This is a genomic window from Trinickia sp. LjRoot230 (assembly GCF_964253315.1).
Classification (GTDB): Bacteria; Pseudomonadota; Gammaproteobacteria; order Burkholderiales; family Burkholderiaceae; genus Trinickia.
The window spans coordinates 1,806,760-1,827,946 of the sequence record NZ_CAXUQX020000001.1; the positions used below are offsets into that span (position 1 = coordinate 1,806,760).

Sequence of the window (21,187 nt, forward strand, 5' to 3'; positions counted from 1 at the left end):
AAGGTGTTAATCCATATTCGAACCGCTTGTCTTTGGATTAATACACATGAGTCAGGTCAACGCCCCCGTCAGCGTCAGAGTCGACAACATTGCGCGCCCCGCATTGCTGGTTGTCGGCCTGCTGCTGATTGCAACCAACCTTCGCGCGCCGATCACCGGCGTCGCGCCTGTCCTCGAGACGATTCAGTCGACGTTGGCGCTGTCCCCGCTACAAGCCGGTTTATTGACGACGCTGCCGCTACTCGCATTTGGATTTATTTCCCCATTTGCCGCGGCATTGGCGCGGGCCTATGGCTTGGAGCGTACCTTATTCGGTGCGTTGCTCGGGATTGTTGCCGGCGTTATCGTTCGGTCGCTTGGGCCGGTGTGGTGTCTATATCTCGGTACCGGCATGCTGGGCACTGCCATCGCAGTGGGTAATGTCCTGTTGCCAAGTCTCGTCAAGCGCGATTTTCCAACAAAGGTGCCGACGATAACCGGCATCTGCGGCATTGCGATGGGCGGGGCCGCTGCGCTCGCTTCCATATCGGCCGTGCCGCTTTACAACGGCTTGGGCTGGCAAGCGGCCCTTGGCGCGATTATCGTGCTGCCGCTCGTTTCCGGCGCTGTCTGGAGCGCGCAGCTCGGCAGCCACTCGCCGCCCGCCGCGAACACGTCGACGCTTTCGCACGGCGGACCCATCTGGCATTCCGCGCTGGCATGGCAGGTGACGCTTTTCATGGGTTTCAATTCGCTGCTCTACTACATCCTGGCTGGATGGCTGCCCGCGATCTTGATCGATGCGGGATTTTCGCCCGCGTCGGCTGGCTCGCTGCACGGCGCGATGCAGCTTGCGTCTGCGCTTCCCGGACTCGTATTAGGGCCTATCGTCAGCCGCATGAACGATCAGAAATTGATCGCTGCCGCGACGGCGACATTCATGTGCACAGGGCTACTCGGTCTTATCTTCGCGCCGCACTGGTCATTGCTCTGGGTGTGCCTGTTCGGCGCAGGTTCGGGCGGCGGTGTGTTGCTCGCATTCATCGCGATGGGGCTGCGCACGCGCAGCGCGCATCAGGCGGCAACGCTCTCGGGCATGGCTCAGTGCGTCGGATATCTGCTCGCGGCTTGCGGGCCAGCCATGGCTGGCAAGATGCACGATCTCACCGGCGGCTGGCACGCGCCGCTCGCCATCGGCGCGGTGCTCGCCGTGGCGATGGCAATCTTCGGTGTGCTCGCGGGCCGCAACCGTCAGATCGGTGCGGACACCATTCGCTAAAGCGCGATCTCGTCCAGTGTGATCGCAAGCTTGCCGAACGAGCCGCCTTCGGCAGCGCTGCGATAGGCATCCTCAATTCGTCGCACGGGGAACGTGCGACCGAGCACGGGCTTGATCCGGTGCGCGGCGATGGCTGCCAACGCGTCTGCCAGATCTTCGGCGGAGCCCGTGTTGTTGCCCTGCACGCGCACGCTCTTGATGATCAACGGCAGTAAGTCGATCTGGCCCACCGTGCCGCTCAAAAAGCCGATTGTGAACACGGTGCCGCCTTGGCGAACCGCGCCGAGGGAGCGCATGAACGTTTGCGGTCCGACCGTTTCAAGCACGAGATCCGCGCCGACGCCGTCGGTCAGCCGCTGGACTTCGTCGTCCCACGTCGGGTGAGTGCGATAGTTGACGATGTGATCGGCGCCTAACGCTTGAGCGCGCACGAGCTTGTCGTCGGAGGACGACGTCACGATGACGCGCGCGCCACGGGCCTTCGCCAATTGCAGCGTCATCAGCGACGTGCCGCCCGTTCCCAGTACGACGACGTGCGAGCCCGGACCGATGTGGGCGGCTTCCAGCGCATTCCAGGCGGTCGTGGCAACGATGGGCAGCGATGCCGTCTCTTCCCAACTCAAGTGATCCGGCGCCTTGACGACAGCGCTCGCGTCCACGGTGGCCACCTGCATCAACACCCCCGGCAAGTTCACGCCGCGCATGACGCGGGACCGTTCGACGGTAGGACGGCCAGCAGCCCAGCGTGCCTTCGGATGCAGCGCCACGCGATCGCCTACGTTGAACGCGGATACCCCCTCTCCGACAGCAAGCACTTCCCCGGCGCCGTCAGCCACCGGTATCAGCGGAAACGAGACCCCTGGGTATTGCCCCAGCGCGACGGCCACATCGATGAAATTCAGGCTCGCGGCACGCATAGCGATGTGCAATTGGCCGTGGCCCGGCGGCGGAGGTTCGGGCAAGTCGACCGAGGCGAAAGCGTCAAGCGAAGGACCGGTCAGCTGAATTGCGCGCATGTTCATCTCCCATGGGTTAGCGTGCTGTCAGACTAAATCATGCGGTTAAGATTGATAATCGGTGATGATTGCAGTTTAATGCTGCGTTATATGCATGAATATCCCGATATTGACGACATCGCTGCCTTCGTTGCGGTAGCTGAGCACGCTTCGTTTGCGGCCGCCGGGCGGCAACTGAGCCGTGACGCCACGATCGTCTCGCGGCGTGTGCAGGCGCTCGAGGCTCGGCTGGGCGTGCGCCTGTTCGCGCGCTCGACGCGCCGCGTGGCGTTGACCGAGGCGGGAGCGGCCTACCTCACGCGCGTGCAGCCAATCTTGCGTGAACTTGGCGCCGCTACTCGCGAGGCGGCGGCGTATGCTTCCGGTGCGCCGCGCGGGCGGCTTCGCGTTGCAGCGCCAAGTACGTTCGGACGGATGTGGCTCGCGCCGCTTGTGCCGGTCTTTCTCGCCCGGTATCCCGAGGTGACGGTCGATATTTCGTTCTCGAATCGCTTTGTCGACCTGATCGGCGAGGGGTTCGACGTGGCCGTGCGGCTCGGTGTGCTGCCCGACTCGCGGCTCGTCGCGCGCCAGGTCGCCCGGCGGCGGCGGCTCGTCTGTGCGGCGCCCGCGTATCTCGAACGACACGGCGAGCCCCGTACCCCCGAGGCGCTGACCGATCATCCTTGCATGATCTTCTCCGGATTTCCGACGCCGTATCGTTGGCAGTTTGCGCACGCGTCGGGGGAGGTTCGCACGGTGTCGATCGATGGCCCCGTCGTCTCCGACGACGCCGAAGCGCTGGTCGCAACTGCCGTTGCCGGGATCGGAATCGTCATGGCCACCGATTGGCTCGTTGGTCGCGAACTCGCCGAGGGGCGCCTCGTGCCGTTGCTGCACGAATGGACGGTTGCGGACGAGGGCGCGATCTATGTCGTCATGCCTTCCGCAGGCGGTGCATCATCGAAAACACGTGCGTTCGCTGACCTGATCAGCGAACGGATGCATCCTCCGCCTTGGCTTTCGCACCAGCGCTGAACTGAATCGAATAATGCGCGCTTCGCCGGAGCCGAAGCGGCGCTGGCGCAACATGTCGACAAGCTTTCAATGCGTTGCGATTGCGATTACCTATCCGAAGCACGGGTTTTGCTCTATCAAGCTTTTTTGTTCGCGGTCGATAAGCACGAATATGCAGGTTTCGCTTATCTGAAAGCGCCGAACAATGAGGGTGGCTGTCGGCGAAAACGATGACTCTGGAGTGTCTTCATGGCCACACTCACTTTCAAGCAAAAATTGTGGTTGCCGTTGGTCGTCAGCATGATCGTATTAGCGGCGGTCTCGGTAGCCGCAGCATTGATGTTGCGCGCCACGCGCATGGAAGAGCGCAAGAACGATCTGGTGAACGTGGCCCACGTGGGGCTTGCTATCGTCGAGGAGTATGCGTCGTTGGCGCACAGCGGCGCATTGAGCGAGCCGCAAGCGCGCCAGCAGGCACTTGCTCGGCTGCGCGCGGTGCGCTATGGGGAAAACGGCTACTTCATCGTGATCGATTCGACGCCGCGCATGGTGATGCATCCGATGAAGCCGGCGACGGTTGGCCATGACCTGGCAAGCGTCGCCGATGCGGACGGCCGCCATCACTACGTTGCGTTTGCGCAAGCAGCGCAGGCTCCGGAAGGCGGTTTTGTCGATTACGTCTTCCCGCGGCCGCACACCACGCAGGCCATCGCGAAGCTCGGTTATGTCGTGCGCTATGCACCCTGGGACTGGATCATTTCGACTGGTGCGTACATCGACGATATCGATAGCGCGTTTACGCGGTCCGTCTATGCATCGTTAGGTATCCTAATCGTTTTGGCGACGCTGCTCGCGGCGCTGGTTGCATTCATCAATCGCAGCATTGTGCGAACGATCGGCGGCGACCCGACCATCGCAGCACGCATCGCCGACGGCATCGCGGCCGGTAATCTGGTGACGGCGACGCATGTGCACGACGCACATGCGCAAAGCCTGTTGCGCGCGATCGCTCACATGCGCGAGTCGCTGATCGGCATGATTGCGCGGATCAAGCACGCATCGGATAACGTGGCGATGGTCTCCGGCGAGATCGCGGGTGGCAACGTCGATCTCTCGGCGCGCACGGTCGATCAGGCCACGGCGCTGCGCGAGACCGCCGCCAGCATGACGCAGATCACGTCGCAAGTTCGGCAGGCTTCGGACCATGCCCGCGCGGCAAATGAGCTTGCCCAGCGTGCGGTGGCTATCACCGATCGCGGCGGCGCGGCGGCAACACAAGCCGTTTCGACGATGCGCGATATTTCCGACGAATCGAAAAAGATGGTCGAGATCATCGCGGTGATCGAGGGAATCGCATTTCAGACCAACATTCTCGCGCTCAATGCAGCGGTCGAAGCGGCGCGTGCGGGCGAGGACGGCCGCGGTTTTGCCGTCGTGGCGAGCGAAGTCCGTTCGCTGGCTCAGCGCAGCGCGAATGCGGCCAAGGAAATCCGCAAACTCATTCAGAACGCGGTCGGCCGGGTAGGCGACGGTGCCGAGCTCGTCGAGCAAACCGGCGCAACGATCGACGAGGCGCGCGGCGCCATCGCGCAGGTCATGGAGATCGTCGCAGCGATCGCGCAGGCCGCGAATGAGCAAACCGCGGGCATCGAAGCCGTGAACGCGTCGGTGGCGCATATGGACGGCATGACGCAGCAAAATGCGGCCCTCGTGGAGCGGGCCGCGACGGCGGTCGAATCGCTGGCGGGCGAGGCGCGGCAATTGCAGACCGCGATTGCGGTTTTCCGGATCGGCGAGACGGCGAGCGCTTGAGCGCATCGCCGCCTCGGCCTCCGCGCTGGCTGCCATGCGGCCGCTGCCGGCTGCAATAGTGGACGCGAGCGCCGCGCAGGTATATAAAAACCGGACAACGTGTCTCGCACGGCGCTGGCCGGCTCTGCGCGACGCATCGACCCTATAGGAAATGATCTCATGACGTCCGACCCGTCGAATAAGTCACCCGAAGAGCCTTCGTCAAAGCCATTGGAATTGGAGCAATTGGACGCGGCGCTCAGCCATGTCAATACCCAGTTAAGCACGGGCAGCATTGCCGTGAGCGCCGCAAAGGGCATCCTTTACAGCTTGATCGAGACGCTCGGCGCGCTGGTTGGCGACCCCGATTTGCCGGAGCACAGCCGAGCGGGCTACGAAGGGTTGCTCGAAACGGCGCGCGAGCTGCGCATGAAGATCGGCAAGTAAGCCCGGCTGACGCCACACCCCGTACCGAGTAGAGCGCCTAACGCGCTGCGCCGAAGGAGGGCGGCAGCCTGCTAAAATGCCGGCGCCGCCATGTAGTGGATCACAGATGAAATTGCTCGATGCTTTGGTCGAACAGCGCATTGCCGCAGCCGCCGCGCGTGGCGAGTTCGACGATTTGCCCGGTGCGGGTGCTCCGCAGGAACTGGACGACGATCTGCTCGTCCCAGAGGAAGTGCGGGTGGCGAACCGCATTCTCAAGAACGCCGGGTTCGTTCCGCCTGCTGTCGAACAACTGCGCGCGCTGCGGCATTTGCAAGACGAGTTGCGCGTGGCAGGCGACCAGGCCGAGCGTTGCAGGCTGCACTCGAAGCTGTTGGCGCTCGACATGGCGCTCGAATCATTGCGCGGCGCGCCCACTGTCGTGCCGCGCGAATATTGCCGCCGCATTGCCGAGCGGCTGTCGGAGCGCGCGCTCTCGGGCGGCGTCGATCTGGACGCTTTGAGCGCAGGCGACGTAGCGGGGCATTCGTGAGCGGCTTGCCCGCCGTAGAGCCTCCGGCGGCCGGCCCGCAAGCGGGCGATGCCGAACGCGATCGCCGCTTCATGGCGCAAGCGTTGGCAGCCGCCGAGGTTGCGCGCGCGGCGGGCGAAGTGCCGGTGGGTGCGGTGCTCGTGCGCGGCGACGAGGTGATAGCAACGGGTTTCAATCATCCGATTGGCGCCCATGATCCGTCCGCGCATGCGGAAATGATCGCGCTGCGTGCTGCAGCGCTTGCGCTTCAGAACTATCGCTTGCCCGGGTGCGAGCTTTACGTGACGCTCGAGCCTTGCCTGATGTGCGCCGGCGCGATCATGCACGCACGTGTCGCGCGCGTCGTATTCGGCGCGCACGACCCGAAGACCGGCGCATGCGGCAGTGTTGTCGATGCATTTGCCAACGCGCAGCTCAATCATCACACACGTGTTGAAGGCGGCGTGCTCGCGACCGAATGCAGCAACGCCCTGAAGTCGTTTTTTGCGCAGCGGCGGCAAGCCATTCGCGCGGCGCGCGAGGCCGCCGCAAGCACCGTTGCCAACGTGCCGCTACCGCCCGGCTGACGCGGTGCCCCTCAAGCGGATCAACATCGGATCGACCCTCTCATGAGCCTTTCCCGCATCGTCGAACTCATTGCGCCATCGGGCTACCCTCCAGACCAGGCAGCGGTCGAGCGGGCAATCGCACGGCTGCGCGTTGCCGGGCACGAGGTCCGCAACGAAGCGGCGACCGCTCGACGCTATCAACGCTTTGGCGGGACGGACGGCGAACGAGCAGAGGATATCAACCGTCTGGCGGATCCAGCGCATGCGTTGCCCGACATCGTGCTGGCGTTGCGCGGCGGCTACGGCGCGGTGCGGTTGCTCGATGCGCTCGATTACGACGGGCTGCGGCGGCGTTTGACGGGCCAGCCGGTGGCGCTCGTCGGTCACAGCGATTTCACGGCGATTCAGTTGGCGCTGCTGGCTCGCGCGGGGCTGCCGTCCTTCAGCGGCCCGATGCTGGCGATGCATTTCGGCGCCGAGGTGCCGAGCGCGTTCACGATGGACCATTTCTGGCGTGCGATGAACGGGCCTACGCTGACGCTCGAGTTCGCCGTGCCGCAAGCACAGACGGCCGATGTATCAGGCACGCTTTGGGGCGGCAACCTGTCGACGATCGTTTCGCTCGTCGGCACGCGCTATCTGCCCGACGTCGAGGGCGGCATTCTTTTTATCGAGGACACCAACGAACAGCCGTTCCGTATCGAACGGATGATTTATCAACTGCAGCGCTCGGGCGTGCTCGCAAGGCAGCGCGCGCTGGTGCTGGGGGACTTCTCCGGCATCCGGGCCTTCGATTACGACAACGGCTACGACCTGAGCGCGATGATCGAGCATATCCGTTCGGTCGTAAATATCCCTGTCGTGACGGGGCTGCCATTCGGCCATTGTGCCGACCTCATCACGCTTCCGGTCGGCGGCACGGCGCATCTCGTTGCGCGCCCGGACGGGTTTCGGCTCAGCGTGTCGTCCTATCCGCATCTGCGCGATACCGATACGCGATGACGCACCACCGCGCGTCGTCCACATACTTCGCCTCTGACTCGCACTATCCGTTCGGCCATATGGGCGCGGCCGGGTGTTTTCGCTACACTGGCCGCAATCCCGATGCCAGTTGGCGTCAAGCGATGAACGGCAAACGTACGTTCCGGCGCACGCCGCGTCCCGCGCATCGGCCCTTGGCCGCCACGCTTTGCAAACATGTCATTCGATCCCACTTATCCGCGCGACTTGGTCGGTTACGGCCGGCACCCTGTCCAGGCTGACTGGCCAGGCGGTGCGCGCGTGGCCGTGCAGTTTGTTCTCAATTACGAAGAAGGCGGGGAGAACTGCGTCTTGCACGGCGATGCCGCGTCCGAGCAGTTCCTGTCCGAAATCGTAGGCGCCGCTGCTTATCCAGCCCGCCACATGAGCATGGAGTCGATCTACGAATATGGCTCGCGCGCCGGGGTTTGGCGCATCTTGCGGGAATTCGAAAAGCGTGGCCTGCCGCTCACCGTGTTCGGTGTCGGCATGGCAATTGAGCGGCACCCCGAACTCGCGCGCGCGTTCGTCGAACTCGGCCACGAAATCGCCTGTCATGGCTGGCGATGGATTCACTATCAGGACATGTCGCCCGAGCAAGAGGCCGAGCACATGCGTCTCGGCATGCAGGCAATCGAGCGCATAACGGGCGTGCGGCCGTTGGGCTGGTACACGGGCCGCGACAGCCCGCACACACGTCGGCTCGCGGTCGAGTATGGGGGCTTGCTTTACGACTCCGATTACTATGGCGACGATCTGCCGTTTTGGACCGACGTCGAAGTGACGGGCGGCGAAAGACGGCCGCACCTGATCGTGCCTTACACGCTCGACACGAATGACATGCGTTTTGCCACGCCGCAAGGGTTCAATACCGCGGAGCATTTCTTCACTTACTTGCGTGACGCATTCGACGTGCTTTACGAAGAAGGCGATGAGGCACCCAAGATGATGTCGATTGGCATGCATTGCCGGCTTCTTGGGCGGCCGGGGCGTTTTCGCGCGTTGCAGCGGTTTCTCGATCACATCGAAAAGCATGATCGCGTCTGGGTGACACGGCGCATCGATATCGCACAACACTGGCGCACGCGCCACCCCTATGGCGGCGTCGCATCCGGCGCGACGGCATGAACGCGATGCGATACACGCTTGCACAACTGAATGCACTGCGGGCAGACGCATTCGTTGCGTTACTGGCCGGCATCTACGAGCACTCCGCGTGGGTGGCCGAAGCAGCGGCGGGCGCGCGCCCGTTCGACAGCGTCGATGCAATGGCCCGGCGGATGGCAGACGTCGTCGAGCAGGCGGGCGCGGCACGTCAGCTCGCGCTCATCAACGCGCACCCGGAGTTGGCCGGTGCGGCCGCCGTGCGCGGCGAGTTGACGGCCGAATCGACACGCGAACAAAGCGGCGCAGGGCTATCGCAATGTACGCCCGAGCAATTGGAAAAGCTGCAGCGCCTGAATCGCGCTTATCGCGAGAAGTTCGGCTTTCCTTTTATCCTCGCCGTGCGGGGCTACGATCGAGACGGCATCATTGCGAACGTCGAGGCTCGTTTGAGCCATAGCCGCGAGGAGGAATTGCGCATGAGCGTGGAACAGATTCACCGGATCGCGCGCTTTCGGCTCGACGATCTCATCGGCGGATGACGCACGTCAGGCTGCCCGACGAACACGGCTCATTTCATTCATTGGATTGGTAAGGATGACGACGATGGCTGTTCCGACTACGGACCCCAATGCACCGAATTTCACGCGCCGCTACGTCAATCTTGCCGACGCTCGGCTTGGTGCCGAAGCGCTTGAAGCGAGCGACGATTTTTTTGCGCCCAAAGCTCGCATGCTGAACCCTGAGCCGGCGGTGTTCATTCCCGGCAAATACGACGACCACGGCAAATGGATGGACGGCTGGGAAACGCGCCGCAAGCGTACCGCGGGGCACGACTGGTGCGTGGTCAAGCTCGCTCGCGCCGGTGTCGTCAAGGGCGTCGATATCGATACGAGCCATTTCACGGGCAACTTTCCGCCCGCGGCATCGATCGAAGCGGCCCATGTCGCGGCCGGTGCCGCCCCCGACGCGACGACGCAATGGACGGAACTCGTCGCAGCCACGACATTGCAGGGCAATAGTCACCACTACCTCGATGTGCATGACGGCAGTGCGTGCACGCATATCCGGCTCAACCTTTTCCCCGACGGCGGGGTGGCGCGGTTGCGCATTTACGGCGAGCCGCAGATCGACTGGGCGAGTGCGGACCGCAATGCGCTCGTGGATCTCGCCGCGATGGATAACGGCGCCTACGTGGTGGCCGCGAACAATCAGCATTTCGGCGCAGCCTCCAATTTGCTGATGCCGGGGCGCGGTGTGAATATGGGCGATGGCTGGGAGACGCGCCGCCGACGCGAGCCCGGCAACGACTGGGCCATCGTTGCGCTGGCGCATCGCGGCACGATCGCCAAAATTGAAGTCGATACGGCGTACTTCAAGGGCAATTACCCGGATCGCTGCTCGTTGCAAGCCGCCAGTGTCTCAGGTGGCACGGACAGCTCGCTCGTCACGCAGGCCATGTTCTGGCCCACATTGCTCGCGGAGCAAAAGCTGCAGATGGACAACCAGCATCTGTTCGAAAGCGAGCTTGCGGCGTTGGGGCCTGTGACGCACGTTCGTTTCAATATCATTCCGGACGGCGGCGTGTCGCGCCTGCGTCTTTGGGGCCACATCGAATAAGGAGCGGGCGCGTGAAAGTGCTTCCTATCGAACCGCTCACGCGGCAGGGGTTTGCGCGGTTCGGCGATGTCATCGAGCTTGAGGGCGCGCATCAGATTCCGATCAATCTCGGCACGACGATGCGTTACCACGATCTGGCCCGCATCGACGTGGCCGATGCGGGCGGGCGCCCGCTGCTGAACGTTTTTCGTGGCGAGCCGCGCACGCTGCCGTTCGAAGTGACCATGCTCGAGCGCCATCCGCTCGGCAGCCAGGCGTTCGTTCCGCTCGACGCTAATCCGTATCTGGTCGTCGTGGCGCCGGCGGGTGCGTTGGTGCCCTCAGACGTTCGCGCGTTCGTGGCGCGCGGCTGGCAGGGCGTCAACTACGCCAAAGGTGTCTGGCACCATCCGTTGATTGCGCTCGGTGAGCACACCAGCGATTTCATCGTCGTCGATCGTGGTGGTGAAGGGCACAACTGTGACGAGCAAATGCTACCGGAATCGCTGTGGCTGACGCACGAGTGCTTGCGGCAGGCGATCTCATAGACATACGGCCGGCTGCACCTTTTACCGATTGTCGAGTGCAAAAGCGACGAAGCCCGGGGCGTGCCCGGGCTTCGTCGCTTTTACGCATGGCTCACGTAGGAAAGCGCTGACACCCAAGCGCGTTCGTATTACGTACGGCTCAGCGCCCGCTGATTTGATTCCGCCTCGGGCTGACCCATACTTTGTTCACAGGAAACCGGTTTCGAAATAGCCGGCAGGCAGGCAGCAACAGCGCCGCCACCCCTTGGAGAAATGACATGAGCCGCATAGCCAAAGATCTGCTGGAACTCAGGCGCCTGACACAGGGCGGTGCGGGAGCGCTGACGCAGCATCTGCTGCGCGAAGTGGCCGCGAGTTTGATCGCCTCGGGCGTCAACGACCAGCGGGCTGGCTGCTGATCGGATTTAAGCCTGGCCGGGCACGCAAACGTTGGCTCCGTCGGCAGGCATCGGCAGTAATCGAAACACCGAAACATTGAACACGAAAGAACAACCGCAACGAAGCGTGCGGGAGACCAGGCGGCAATCAGGGAATAACAAAAAGAGCGAGCAGCACATAACGAAACAATGGGACACACAGCAAAGGAATGCCATGAACGGTTGCGACACACTCGAATCGATTCGCGAAATCAACCTGTCGTATTTGTCGCTCGTGCAGCGCATGCTGAACGACGACCGCACGGCCGGCATGGCATCGCTTGGCTTGTCGGCTCCGCTGGCGGAGGTGCTGTCCGGCCTCTCGCAAGCCCAAACGCTCAAGCTTGCATCATGCGATCAACTCGTTTGCTTCTTTCGCTTCAACGATCAGGCGATGCTTGGCACATTGGGTGCGCCCGGCGAAGCCGCTGTCTCTGCCGCAGATAAAGCGCGGTTGGTCGCACAAGCTAACTGATTCGAGCGAGTCCGTTTCCTGTCCGTCGTTTGGCGGACCATACCTTGCCCGCCTTCACCGGCGGGTTTTTTTTACTTCGACGCGCCACCTTGGAACCAGGCAGCGAGCTGCATACGCTCGTCGTCGGTCATATGTGTGACATTGCCAAGCGGCATCGCTTTCAATTGGACGGCCTGTTGATAGATGCGTTGCGCGTTTTGCGCGATCTCGTCCGGCGTGTCGAACATCACGCCGGCCGGTGCGCTGTTCATCAACGATGGCTGCGCGGAGTGGCAGGCGACGCATCGCGCCTTCAGCACCGGGGTGATGTCGGCGATGCGGATCACCGGTGCGTTGGCGGCCTGCGCTTGCGGTGCGATCGGTCGCGGCATCGTCCACGCGAGTGCGGCGAGAAGCAACGCGACGCCCGCCGCGGGCAGGTACCACAGCACTTGTCCCCGATGTCGCATGACGAAGAACTGCCGGATCAGGGCGCCCGCAAGCATGATGACGGCCAGCACCGCCCAGTTGTAGCGGTGCGTATAGGTCATCGCATAGTGGTTCGACAGCATCGCGAAGACGACGGGCAGCGTGAAATAGGTATTGTGTACCGAGCGCTGTTTGCCGCGCTTACCGTAAATTGGATCGGGTGCCTCGCCGCGCAGCATGGCGCCGACCATCTTGCGTTGTCCCGGAATGATCACGAAGAACACGTTGGCGGACATGATCGTCGCGAGCATTGCGCCGACGATCAGATAGGCGGCTCTGCCTGAAAACGTGTGGCAGGCAAGCCACGCCGCGGCGAGCACATAAAGGCCAACCGTCAGACCGAGCAGGCGGTCGCGGGTGCCGAGCAGGCGGCACAACGCGTCGTAGACGATCCACCCTGCCGCCAGAAAGCCCAGCGCCGCGGCGATCGCCATCGGCGCGGTCATATCGAGGACGTTGCGATCGATCAGATAAGTGCCAGGGGAAAAGAGGTAAAGCACGGTGAAGAGCGCAAAGCCCGACATCCACGTCGTATAGGAGGGCCACTTCGACCAGTGCAGGTGTTCGGGCATCTCCGGCGGCGCAACCATGTATTTCTGCATGTTGTAAAAGCCGCCGCCATGCACGTGCCAGAGTTCGCCGAATACGCCGCGCGCGACGAGCGCAGGGTCCTTGGGCTTTTTCAAGCCGTTATCAAGCGCGACGAAGTAAAACGACTCGCCGATCCACGCGGTCGCCACCACGACATGCAGCCAGCGAATCGCGAGATTGAGCCAGTCGGCGATGAACCCTTCCATGAATTGCCTCCCTAAAGGCCGATGATGTTCGTTATCGTGTGCGCTCAACTGCCGCGATAGGTGGTGTACGCCCAGGGAGAAACGAGCAGCGGGACGTGATAATCAGCGGTGGCATCGGATACGCCGAAGCGTACGACCACGCGATCGAGAAAATTCGGCGCCGGTAGCCCGAGACCCGCGGTGAAAAAATAATCGCCCGCATAAAAGACAAGTTCGTATTGCCCGATCACAAAATCGGCTCCCTCGACGAGGGGCGCGTCGCAGCGGCCGTCCGCGTTCGTGACGACCGTGCCGAGCAGTCGGCGCGCATCGCCGTCCGCCGCGAAAACGTCGATCGTCATTCCGGCGCCAGGGCGGCCGAGCGCGGTGTCCAGCACGTGAGTCGTAAGCTTTCCCATTTGCAATCGATCCTCGTAGTAAGCGCGGCGGCCGTTGGCAACGACCGCGATGACGACCGGGCGCCGCGCATTGATGGCATTCTAAAAAAGGCGCGAGCCGGTGCGCACAACCGATAGGCAAGATAAGGACGGCCGCATGAAGCGCGGGACTATATCGTAGCCGTGAAGGTGGGTATCGCGCCGCGGCACATTGCCAGCGTTATTTTGGCCCTTGATCGTTATGTCAACAGCAGCCAACGGAGATCGAATGACCCCCGAGCCGTCCTATCGTCCGTCTTCGCCTGGCCGATCATGTCCGAAGACGATGCTCGTCAGGCATGCCGAGGTGCTCGTGACGATGGATGGCGCGCGCCGCGAGTTGCGCGATGCCGGGCTCTTCATCGAAGACAACCGCATCACCGCGGTCGCGCCGACGAGCGAGCTGCCGCCCACGGCGGACGAAGTGCTTGACCTGCGCGGCCATCTCGTCGTGCCGGGGCTCGTCAATACGCACCATCACATGTATCAGAGCTTGACGCGCGCGGTGCCGGCTGCGCAAAACGCCGAACTGTTCGGCTGGCTCACGAGCCTTTACCGCATCTGGGCGAATCTCACGCCAGAGATGATCGAAATATCGACGCTTACCGCCATGGCGGAGCTGCTGCTCTCGGGCTGCACGACGTCGAGCGATCATCTCTATTTGTATCCCAACGGCTGTCGGCTCGATGACAGCATCGCGGCCGCCGCGCGCATCGGCATGCGCTTTCACGCCAGTCGCGGCAGCATGAGCGTCGGCGCGAAAGACGGCGGATTGCCGCCTGATGGGCTCGTCGAGCGCGAGGCCGATATCCTGGCGGACACCCAGCGCCTGATCGAGACCTATCACGATGCCGGCCGCTACGCGATGCTGCGCGTGGCGGTGGCGCCGTGTTCGCCGTTTTCGGTGAGCCGCGATCTGATGCGCGAATCCGCTGCGCTCGCGCGTACGTATGGCGTGTCGATGCACACGCATCTGGCTGAAAACGCAGCCGATGTTGCCTATAGCCGCGAGCGATTCGGCATGACGCCCGCCGAGTATGCGCAAGACGTTGGCTGGCTGGGGCCGGACGTCTGGCACGCTCACTGCGTTCAACTCGATGCAGCGGGCATCGATCTATTTGCACGCACGCGCACCGGCGTAGCGCATTGCCCTTGCTCGAACATGCGTCTCGCGTCTGGCATCGCGCCGGTTCGCAGCATGCGCGCGGCCGGCGTGCCGGTCGGCCTTGGCGTGGACGGCTCGGCTTCGAACGACGGCGCGCAGATGGTGGCCGAAGCGCGCCAGGCGCTGCTGCTGCAACGCGTCGGCTTCGGCCCCGATGCGATGAGCGCGCGAGAGGCGCTCGAGATCGCGACGCTCGGTGGCGCAGCGGTGCTCGGTCGTGACGATATCGGCGCGCTCGCGCCGGGCATGGCCGCCGATTTCGTCGCGTTCGATTTGCATCAACCGCGGTTTGCGGGCGCGTGGCATGACCCTGTCGCCGCGCTTATTTTTTGTGCGCCGTCGCAGGTCGCGTATAGCGTGATCGACGGAAAGGTTGTGGTGCGCGAGGGTCATCTTGCGACGGTGGAATTGGAGCCGCTCATCAACCGGCACAATGCGCTGGCGCAGCGTCTGGCGAGCGCGGCGCATTAGCAGGTCCGCGGCGGCTGGCGTGATCGAGCGCTTACGCCGCTTGTTGAACGAGCGTGCGCGTCGCATCGGCGACGAGACCGCGCAGCCAGCGCACCTCGTCTGAGTAATGCGAGCGCTCGTGCCACAGTTGGTAGTACTGCATCGGCGGAAAGTCGAGCGGCGCGGGCAGGACGGTCAGCGGCAACAGCTTGGCGTAGTGGTCGGCGAAGAGTCGCGTCGTCGTAAAGATGAGGTCCGATTTCACGAGCGCATACGGCGCGAGATTGAAGTAAGGCAGCGTAACGACGACATGCCGCTTCAAGCGTTCGCGCGCAAGGTGTAAATCGATGGCGCCGCGTTGGCCGATGGAGTAGGGCGTCGGCGCGAGATGCGGGGCGCTCAGGTATTGATCGAGCGTCATGCGGCCACGCTTGGCGAACGGGTGTGTGCTGCTCACGAGACAGACGATTTCGTCGATGAACAAATTCGACAGATGCAATTGCTCGGGCGGTTCGGGCCAGTTGCCCACGACGATATCGAGCTTGCCGTCTTCGAGCGCGAGTTCGTAGTCGAACGCCGGGCCGAGCGAGTGAAATTCGAGTTGCGCATTCGGTGCGGCCAGGCGAAAGCGCTCGACAACAGTGGGTACGAAGAGCACGTTGAGATAGTCGGGGCAGCCGATTCGATAGCAGCGGATCGACGTGGCCGGATCGAAATTGTGTTGCTGAAAGCGGATGCGTTCGATTTCGCGCAGTGCGTTTTGCACGGGTTCGAGCAGGCATAGACCATATTCGGTCGGCACCATGCCGGACTTGCCGCGCACGAGCAGCGGGTCGCCAGTAATGTCGCGCAGCCGCCGCAACGCGGCGCTGATGGCAGGTTGGGATTGGTTCAGTTTGACAGCCGCGCGTGTCACGCTGCGCTCCATCAACAGCGTGTGCAATACGCGCAACAGGTACGTGTCGATCGCTTCGCGTTGCTGGCTCATGATTTCTCCGATATATGGTGAAGCTGATCGACCAGGGGCAGGAGTATCAGATTTTTAATATGTGCATAAATCGGCGTCAAGCGAGGAAAAGTGCGAATGCGGGTGTGTGCACGTATGCCATTCGCCTCATTTTGTCGGCTCGACGGTCCGCCCCGATTTGGGTATCGTCGGGCCACGATGCAGACGTAGACCACTGACGTAATGAGCGAAATCTCTTTCTCCAATGACGGCTTGGATAACGGACGCGGCGCACCGAACGCGGCGCGTCTGGCGCTGACCGCCATTTCCAAGCAATACCCGGGCGTGCGGGCCAACGACGATGTCGATCTCGTCGTCGCGCCGGGCGAAATTCACGCCGTGCTGGGCGAGAACGGCGCCGGCAAGAGCACGCTGATGAAGATCATCTATGGCGCGGTGAGACCAGACGCGGGCGAGATCCGATGGGAAGGCGAGCCAGTCGAGATAACGAGCCCGGCGGCGGCACGCAAGCTCGGCATAGGCATGGTCTTTCAGCATTTCTCGCTCTTCGAGACGCTGACCGTGGCCGAGAACATTGCGCTTGCGCTCGACGAGCCGTTCGATCTCGCCGCGCTCGCAAAACAGATTCGTGTGGTCTCGCACGAGTTCGGGCTCGATATCGATCCCGCGCGACACGTGCACAGCCTGACGGTTGGGGAGCGCCAGCGCGTCGAGATCGTGCGCTGTCTGTTGCAGCATCCGCGTCTGTTGATCATGGACGAACCGACCTCCGTGCTGACGCCGCAAGCTGTGCACAAGCTCTTCGAAACATTGCGACGGCTCGCAGCACTTGGGTGCAGCATTTTGTACATCAGCCACAAGCTCGACGAAATCCAGGCGCTGTGCGATTCCGCCACAGTCATGCGGGGCGGCCGCGTGACCGGGCGCGTAAGGCCGCGCGAGCAAACCCATGCGTCGCTCGCACAATTGATGGTCGGGCATTCGTTGCCTGACTACCAGCGCCGCCCACACACGCCGGGCGCAGCGTTGCTCAGCGTCAAGCAGTTGTCGGTGGCGAGCGTCGACCCGTTTGGCACCTCGCTGGTCGATGTCTCCTTCGATGTTCACGCAGGCGAGATCTTCGGCATAGCGGGCGTGTCGGGTAACGGCCAGGCCGAGCTGCTGGCGGCGCTTTCGGGCGAGCGCACGGCCGACGTCGCGCCGGACGCCGTGACGCTTTGCGGCAAGCCCGCGGCGCGTCTGTCGGCTGCGGCGCGGCGCAATCTCGGCTTCGCGTTCGTGCCCGAGGAGCGCCTCGGCCGCGGTGCGGTGCCGGCGATGTCGCTGGCCGAAAACGCTCTGTTGACGGCGCATCGCCAGGGCGGCATGGTGCGGCATGGCTGGATCGGCGCCTGCGCGATGCGCGCCTTTGCTGCACGCGCGATCGAGATGTTCGATGTGCGCTGCGGCGGTCCTGACGCGCTCGCGCAATCGCTGTCGGGCGGCAACTTGCAGAAGTACATCGTCGGGCGGGAAATCCTGCAGTCGCCAAAGGTGCTCGTCGTATCGCAGCCGACCTGGGGCGTCGACGTGGGCGCATCGGCGTTCATTCGTCAGCAACTGCTCGACTTATCGGCGAAGGGCGTGGCCGTGCTGGTGATCTCGGAAGAGCTCGACGAACTCTTCGACATTTGCGACCGCATTGCCGTGCTGGCGGGTGGACGGCTCTCGCCTGCGCGCAAGACGGACGAAACGAATGCCGAAGAAATTGGCCGCTGGATGGCGGGGCTCTTTGGCGACCGCAGTGGCGCGCCGCCCACGGCGCAGCCCGCGCACGCATGAGCGCTGCCAGCGCTGCAACCAAAACCGAAACCAAAACCGAAACCAAAACCAACGACATTCCATTCCGAACGATGCATTTTCCCTTACGACTCGAAGCGCGGACGACTCCATCCAATGCCATGCGGCTCGCCGCGCCGCTCATTGCGGCCGTGTTGACGTTGGCCATCGGTTTTCTGATTTTCGGGCTGGTCGGGCGCGACCCCATCGCGGCGATGCGTGCCTTTTTCATCGAGCCGTTATCGAACGTCAACGGCTGGTCGGAGTTGCTGCTGAAGGCGTCTCCGCTCTGCCTGATTGGATTGGGGCTTGCGCTCGGCTATCGCGCCAACGTCTGGAATATCGGTGCTGAAGGGCAGATGCTGGCGGGCGGCATGGCGGCCGGCGGTGTGGCGATTCATTTCGATCAGGCCAGCGGCGGGTGGATCCTGCCGCTGATGATGGCCGCGGGCGTGATTGGCGGCATGGTATGGGCAGCGATTCCAGCGTGGCTCAAGAGCCGCTTCAACACGAACGAAATTCTGACGAGCCTGATGTTGACCTATGTCGCGACGCAACTGCTCATCTATCTCGTGAGCGGCCCGTGGCGCGACCCTCAGGGTATGAACTTCCCGATCTCGGAGATGTTTTCGGGCGACGCGCTTTATCCCACCTTCGGTGGTGATTGGCATTGGAAATTTCTCCGAGGCACGCGGCTCAACGCGTCGATCTTCGTGACGCTCGCGGCTATTCCGCTCGTGTGGGTGTTCATGCGCAAGAGCTTTGCGGGGTTTCGCATGAACGTGGGCGGACTGGCGCCGCTAGCCGCCCGCTATGCCGGTTTCTCCGATAAGCGGACCATCTGGACGTCGCTCTTGCTGAGCGGGGCGTTCGCCGGCTTGGCCGGCATGGGCGAAATCGCCGGCCCGATCGGGCAGTTGCAGGCGAGTTGGTCGCCCGGCTACGGTTTTACGGCGATCATCGTCGTCTTCGTCGGGCGTCTGCACCCGGTCGGCATCGTCCTCGCGAGTCTGTTGATGGCGTTGCTCTATCTCGGCGGCGAGGCGGTACAAACCTCGCTGCAGTTGCCGCAAGCGCTAAGCGGCGTGTTTCAAGGGCTGCTGCTCTTTTCCCTGCTCGGCGCCGACCTCTTTGTGAACTATCGCGTACGACGGGTGGCGCCCGTCTCTGTCATACACCCTTAGCACGCAAACTCAAGCACCAACACCAATACGAATACGAATACGAATACGATGAATATCGAACAAGCCGGCACACTTGCCTCGAGCGCGGTCGTCGCCGCCATCCCGCTCATGTACGCGGGCCTCGGCGAGCTCGTGGCCGAAAAGTCGGGCGTGCTGAATTTGGGCGTCGAAGGCATGATGCTGATGGGTGCGGTGAGCGGTTACGCCGTCACCGCAGCCACCGGCAACCCGTGGCTGGGCGTGGCCGCAGCGGTCGCGGCCGGGGTCGCCATGGCCTTGTTGTTCGGCTTTCTCACGCTGACGATGTTGGCCAACCAGGTCGCGACAGGTTTATCGCTGACGATTTTCGGCATCGGACTTTCGGCCTATATCGGCAAACCGTATACGTCGGCCGGCGTGCGCGCGACGATCGATGCATGGCGTATCCCCGGGCTCGCGGAGATACCCGTGTTCGGTGTCGCATTTTTTTCGCTGACGCCGCTTGGCTACCTGGCTTTCGCGATGTTCGGCGTCGTGGCCTGGTTTCTCTATCGCACGCGTGCTGGGCTGGTGTTGCGCTCGGTTGGCGAGTCGCCGCAGGTCGCGCATTCGGTCGGCTTTTCGGTAGTCGGCGTGCGCTACGTCGCGGCGCTTTTTGGCGGCGGCATGGCCGGGCTCGCGGGCGGGTACTACTCGATCGTCTATCTGCAGCTCTGGCAAGAGCAACTGACCTCGGGGCGTGGCTGGATTGCGCTCGCGCTCGTCGTTTTTGCGACCTGGCGGCCCGGCCGCCTGTTGATCGGCGCGCTGCTGTTCGGCGCGGTGACGGGGCTGCAGTTCTACGCGCAGGCGGCGGGCGTGCCGGTGCCGACGCAATTTCTCGCCATGCTGCCGTATCTTGCGACGATCGTGGTGCTTGCGGTCATTTCGCGCAATCCGAACACGATCAAATTGAATGCCCCCGCATCGCTCGGCAAGCCGTTTTTTGCGGCAAGTTGAAGAATCGTTTAATCACCTGGAGAAGCTCGATGAAAAGAAAAATGTTGACCACGCTTGCCGGCTCGGCCGCGCTTGCGCTTGCCTTCGCATTCGGGGCGAGCGTGCAAGCAGCGGGTGCGCCGGGCGTTGCGTTCGTCTACATCGGCAACCCCGGCGACGCCGGCTGGACTTATGCGCACGACCAAGGATCGAAGGAGGTGGAAGCCAAGGAAGGCAGCAAGATCAAGGTGACGCGTGTCGAAAACGTGCCCGAGTCTGCCGATTCCGAACGCGTGTTTCGCGATCTCGCGAGCAAGGGTAACAAGGTCATCATCGGCACGAGCTTTGGTTATCAGGATTTCGAACTGAAGGTTGCCAAGGACTTTCCCGATACGGTGTTTTTGCACGCGACCGGTTTCAAGAAGGCGCCGAATTTCGGCACCTATGATGTCCGGATGTACCAGGGCGCCTATCTCGCCGGCGTGATCGCGGGGTACGTGACGAAGACGAACACGCTCGGCTTCGTTGCATCGGTGCCCATTCCGGAGGTCGTGCGCAACATCAATGCCTACACACTGGGCGCACGTTCGGTGAACCCCAAAGTCCATACGAAGGTGATCTGGATCAATAGCTGGTTCGATCCCGGCAAGGAAAAGCAGGCGGCCGAAACGTTGATCGGCCAGGGTGCCGATGTCTTGCTGCAAAACACCGACTCGAGCGCTACGCTTGCCACAGCCGAAGCCAAGAAAGTGCACGCATTCGGCTGGGATTCCGATATGAAAAAATTCGGACCGAGCGCGCATCTCGGCTCCGTGGTCGGCCATTGGGGCGTCTATTACACGGCGGTGTTGCAGCAGGTTCTCGATGGTAAGTGGAAGAACGACCCTGTCTGGTGGGGCATTCCGCAGAAGGCGGTCAACCTGGAAGACCTGAATGCGGCGGCTATCGCGCCTGAAGGCCAGAAAGCGGTCGAAGCCAAGCGAGCGCAAATCGCAAGTGGCCAGTGGGACGTCTTCACGGGCCCGATCAAGGATCAGACGGGTGCGGTCAAAGTTGCCGCGGGTAAGGCGCTGACCGATGCCGAGCTGCAGCGGCTCAATTGGTATGTGGAAGGTGTCGACGGCACGCTGCCCAAATAAGCAGATAGAAGCGGCAAAGCGGAAATAAAGGGCTGAGCGCGGAATCGCATAGCCCTTTATTACGTGGGCAGTCGCG

General features: G+C 62.8%; 22 protein-coding genes. 18 read left to right on the plus strand and 4 right to left on the minus strand.

From position 1 onward, the window contains the following. The first annotated feature begins 46 nt into the window (after positions 1 to 46). The gene (locus tag ACSQ20_RS08440; RefSeq protein WP_436018888.1) at positions 47 to 1,258 is read left to right on the plus strand and encodes a CynX/NimT family MFS transporter; all 1,212 of its coding nucleotides are present in this window, start codon (positions 47 to 49) and stop codon (positions 1,256 to 1,258) included. Here the strand turns inward: ACSQ20_RS08440 and ACSQ20_RS08445 are convergent. Next, complete coding sequence (locus tag ACSQ20_RS08445; RefSeq protein ID WP_436018891.1) at positions 1,255 to 2,274, minus strand: zinc-dependent alcohol dehydrogenase family protein; 1,020 nt, start codon at positions 2,272 to 2,274, stop codon at positions 1,255 to 1,257. The genes ACSQ20_RS08440 and ACSQ20_RS08445 overlap by 4 nt on opposite strands. Positions 2,275 to 2,364: 90 nt before the next feature. Between ACSQ20_RS08445 and ACSQ20_RS08450 the strand changes: the two genes are divergently transcribed. The 12 genes from ACSQ20_RS08450 to ACSQ20_RS08505 all read left to right on the plus strand — a co-directional run bounded on the left by ACSQ20_RS08450 (position 2,365) and on the right by ACSQ20_RS08505 (position 11,750). Then, positions 2,365 to 3,291 (plus strand): LysR family transcriptional regulator, encoded by a 927-nt coding sequence (locus ACSQ20_RS08450; protein ID WP_436018893.1) that lies wholly within the window; start codon positions 2,365 to 2,367, stop codon positions 3,289 to 3,291. A gap of 228 nt (positions 3,292 to 3,519) precedes the next feature. Continuing rightward, complete coding sequence (locus tag ACSQ20_RS08455) at positions 3,520 to 5,082, plus strand: methyl-accepting chemotaxis protein (protein WP_436018895.1); 1,563 nt, start codon at positions 3,520 to 3,522, stop codon at positions 5,080 to 5,082. Positions 5,083 to 5,241: 159 nt separating this feature from the next. Then, positions 5,242 to 5,508: a hypothetical protein gene (locus tag ACSQ20_RS08460; RefSeq protein ID WP_436018897.1), complete on the plus strand. Its 267-nt coding sequence runs from the start codon at positions 5,242 to 5,244 to the stop codon at positions 5,506 to 5,508. A gap of 106 nt (positions 5,509 to 5,614) precedes the next feature. Then, complete coding sequence (locus tag ACSQ20_RS08465) at positions 5,615 to 6,040, plus strand: DnaJ family domain-containing protein (RefSeq protein ID WP_436018899.1); 426 nt, start codon at positions 5,615 to 5,617, stop codon at positions 6,038 to 6,040. Further along, positions 6,037 to 6,606, plus strand: coding sequence for a tRNA adenosine(34) deaminase TadA (tadA, locus tag ACSQ20_RS08470; RefSeq protein ID WP_436018901.1), 570 nt, complete (start codon positions 6,037 to 6,039; stop codon positions 6,604 to 6,606). Before ACSQ20_RS08465 ends, tadA begins: the two co-directional genes overlap by 4 nt. A 42-nt stretch (positions 6,607 to 6,648) precedes the next feature. Next, the gene (gene ldcA / locus ACSQ20_RS08475) at positions 6,649 to 7,590 is read left to right on the plus strand and encodes a muramoyltetrapeptide carboxypeptidase (RefSeq protein WP_436018903.1); all 942 of its coding nucleotides are present in this window, start codon (positions 6,649 to 6,651) and stop codon (positions 7,588 to 7,590) included. Positions 7,591 to 7,785: 195 nt separating this feature from the next. Next, positions 7,786 to 8,736, plus strand: a complete 951-nt coding sequence (gene puuE, locus ACSQ20_RS08480) for an allantoinase PuuE (RefSeq protein WP_436018905.1) — start codon at positions 7,786 to 7,788, stop codon at positions 8,734 to 8,736. Then, a complete protein-coding gene (gene uraD, locus ACSQ20_RS08485; RefSeq protein ID WP_436018907.1) occupies positions 8,733 to 9,254 on the plus strand; it encodes a 2-oxo-4-hydroxy-4-carboxy-5-ureidoimidazoline decarboxylase in 522 nt (173 codons plus the stop codon). The genes puuE and uraD overlap by 4 nt, the downstream gene beginning before the upstream one ends. Before the next feature lie 64 nt (positions 9,255 to 9,318). Beyond that, positions 9,319 to 10,332, plus strand: coding sequence for an allantoicase (alc, locus tag ACSQ20_RS08490; protein WP_436018909.1), 1,014 nt, complete (start codon positions 9,319 to 9,321; stop codon positions 10,330 to 10,332). A gap of 11 nt (positions 10,333 to 10,343) precedes the next feature. Continuing rightward, positions 10,344 to 10,859, plus strand: coding sequence for an ureidoglycolate lyase (locus ACSQ20_RS08495; protein WP_436018911.1), 516 nt, complete (start codon positions 10,344 to 10,346; stop codon positions 10,857 to 10,859). A 257-nt stretch (positions 10,860 to 11,116) separates the two neighbouring features. Then, the gene (locus tag ACSQ20_RS08500; protein ID WP_436018913.1) at positions 11,117 to 11,257 is read left to right on the plus strand and encodes a hypothetical protein; all 141 of its coding nucleotides are present in this window, start codon (positions 11,117 to 11,119) and stop codon (positions 11,255 to 11,257) included. A gap of 193 nt (positions 11,258 to 11,450) precedes the next feature. Further along, complete coding sequence (locus ACSQ20_RS08505) at positions 11,451 to 11,750, plus strand: flagellar transcriptional regulator FlhD (protein ID WP_436018915.1); 300 nt, start codon at positions 11,451 to 11,453, stop codon at positions 11,748 to 11,750. 71 nt (positions 11,751 to 11,821) lie between these two features. Here ACSQ20_RS08505 and ACSQ20_RS08510 read toward each other — a convergent pair whose 3' ends face one another. After that, the gene (locus tag ACSQ20_RS08510) at positions 11,822 to 13,015 is read right to left on the minus strand and encodes a urate hydroxylase PuuD (RefSeq protein WP_436018917.1); all 1,194 of its coding nucleotides are present in this window, start codon (positions 13,013 to 13,015) and stop codon (positions 11,822 to 11,824) included. 44 nt (positions 13,016 to 13,059) lie between these two features. Then, positions 13,060 to 13,413 (minus strand): hydroxyisourate hydrolase, encoded by a 354-nt coding sequence (gene uraH / locus ACSQ20_RS08515; protein WP_436018919.1) that lies wholly within the window; start codon positions 13,411 to 13,413, stop codon positions 13,060 to 13,062. Positions 13,414 to 13,660: 247 nt separating this feature from the next. Between uraH and ACSQ20_RS08520 the strand changes: the two genes are divergently transcribed. Beyond that, on the plus strand, positions 13,661 to 15,067 hold the full coding sequence (locus tag ACSQ20_RS08520) for an 8-oxoguanine deaminase (RefSeq protein ID WP_436018921.1): 1,407 nt from the start codon (positions 13,661 to 13,663) through the stop codon (positions 15,065 to 15,067). Between the two features lie 31 nt (positions 15,068 to 15,098). Here ACSQ20_RS08520 and ACSQ20_RS08525 read toward each other — a convergent pair whose 3' ends face one another. Beyond that, complete coding sequence (locus ACSQ20_RS08525) at positions 15,099 to 16,034, minus strand: LysR substrate-binding domain-containing protein (RefSeq protein ID WP_436018923.1); 936 nt, start codon at positions 16,032 to 16,034, stop codon at positions 15,099 to 15,101. A 201-nt stretch (positions 16,035 to 16,235) separates the two neighbouring features. Here ACSQ20_RS08525 and ACSQ20_RS08530 point away from each other — a divergent pair, with 201 nt between their 5' ends. The 4 genes from ACSQ20_RS08530 (at position 16,236) to ACSQ20_RS08545 (ending at position 21,111) form a co-directional block, all read left to right on the plus strand. Continuing rightward, positions 16,236 to 17,834 (plus strand): ABC transporter ATP-binding protein, encoded by a 1,599-nt coding sequence (locus ACSQ20_RS08530; protein WP_436018925.1) that lies wholly within the window; start codon positions 16,236 to 16,238, stop codon positions 17,832 to 17,834. 71 nt (positions 17,835 to 17,905) lie between these two features. Further along, entirely contained in the window at positions 17,906 to 19,015 is a 1,110-nt protein-coding gene (locus tag ACSQ20_RS08535; RefSeq protein WP_436022993.1) for an ABC transporter permease, read from the plus strand. Between the two features lie 48 nt (positions 19,016 to 19,063). Continuing rightward, positions 19,064 to 19,993, plus strand: a complete 930-nt coding sequence (locus ACSQ20_RS08540; RefSeq protein WP_436018927.1) for an ABC transporter permease — start codon at positions 19,064 to 19,066, stop codon at positions 19,991 to 19,993. A 29-nt stretch (positions 19,994 to 20,022) separates the two neighbouring features. Then, a complete protein-coding gene (locus tag ACSQ20_RS08545) occupies positions 20,023 to 21,111 on the plus strand; it encodes a BMP family ABC transporter substrate-binding protein (protein ID WP_436018929.1) in 1,089 nt (362 codons plus the stop codon). The last annotated feature ends 76 nt before the right edge of the window (positions 21,112 to 21,187 follow it).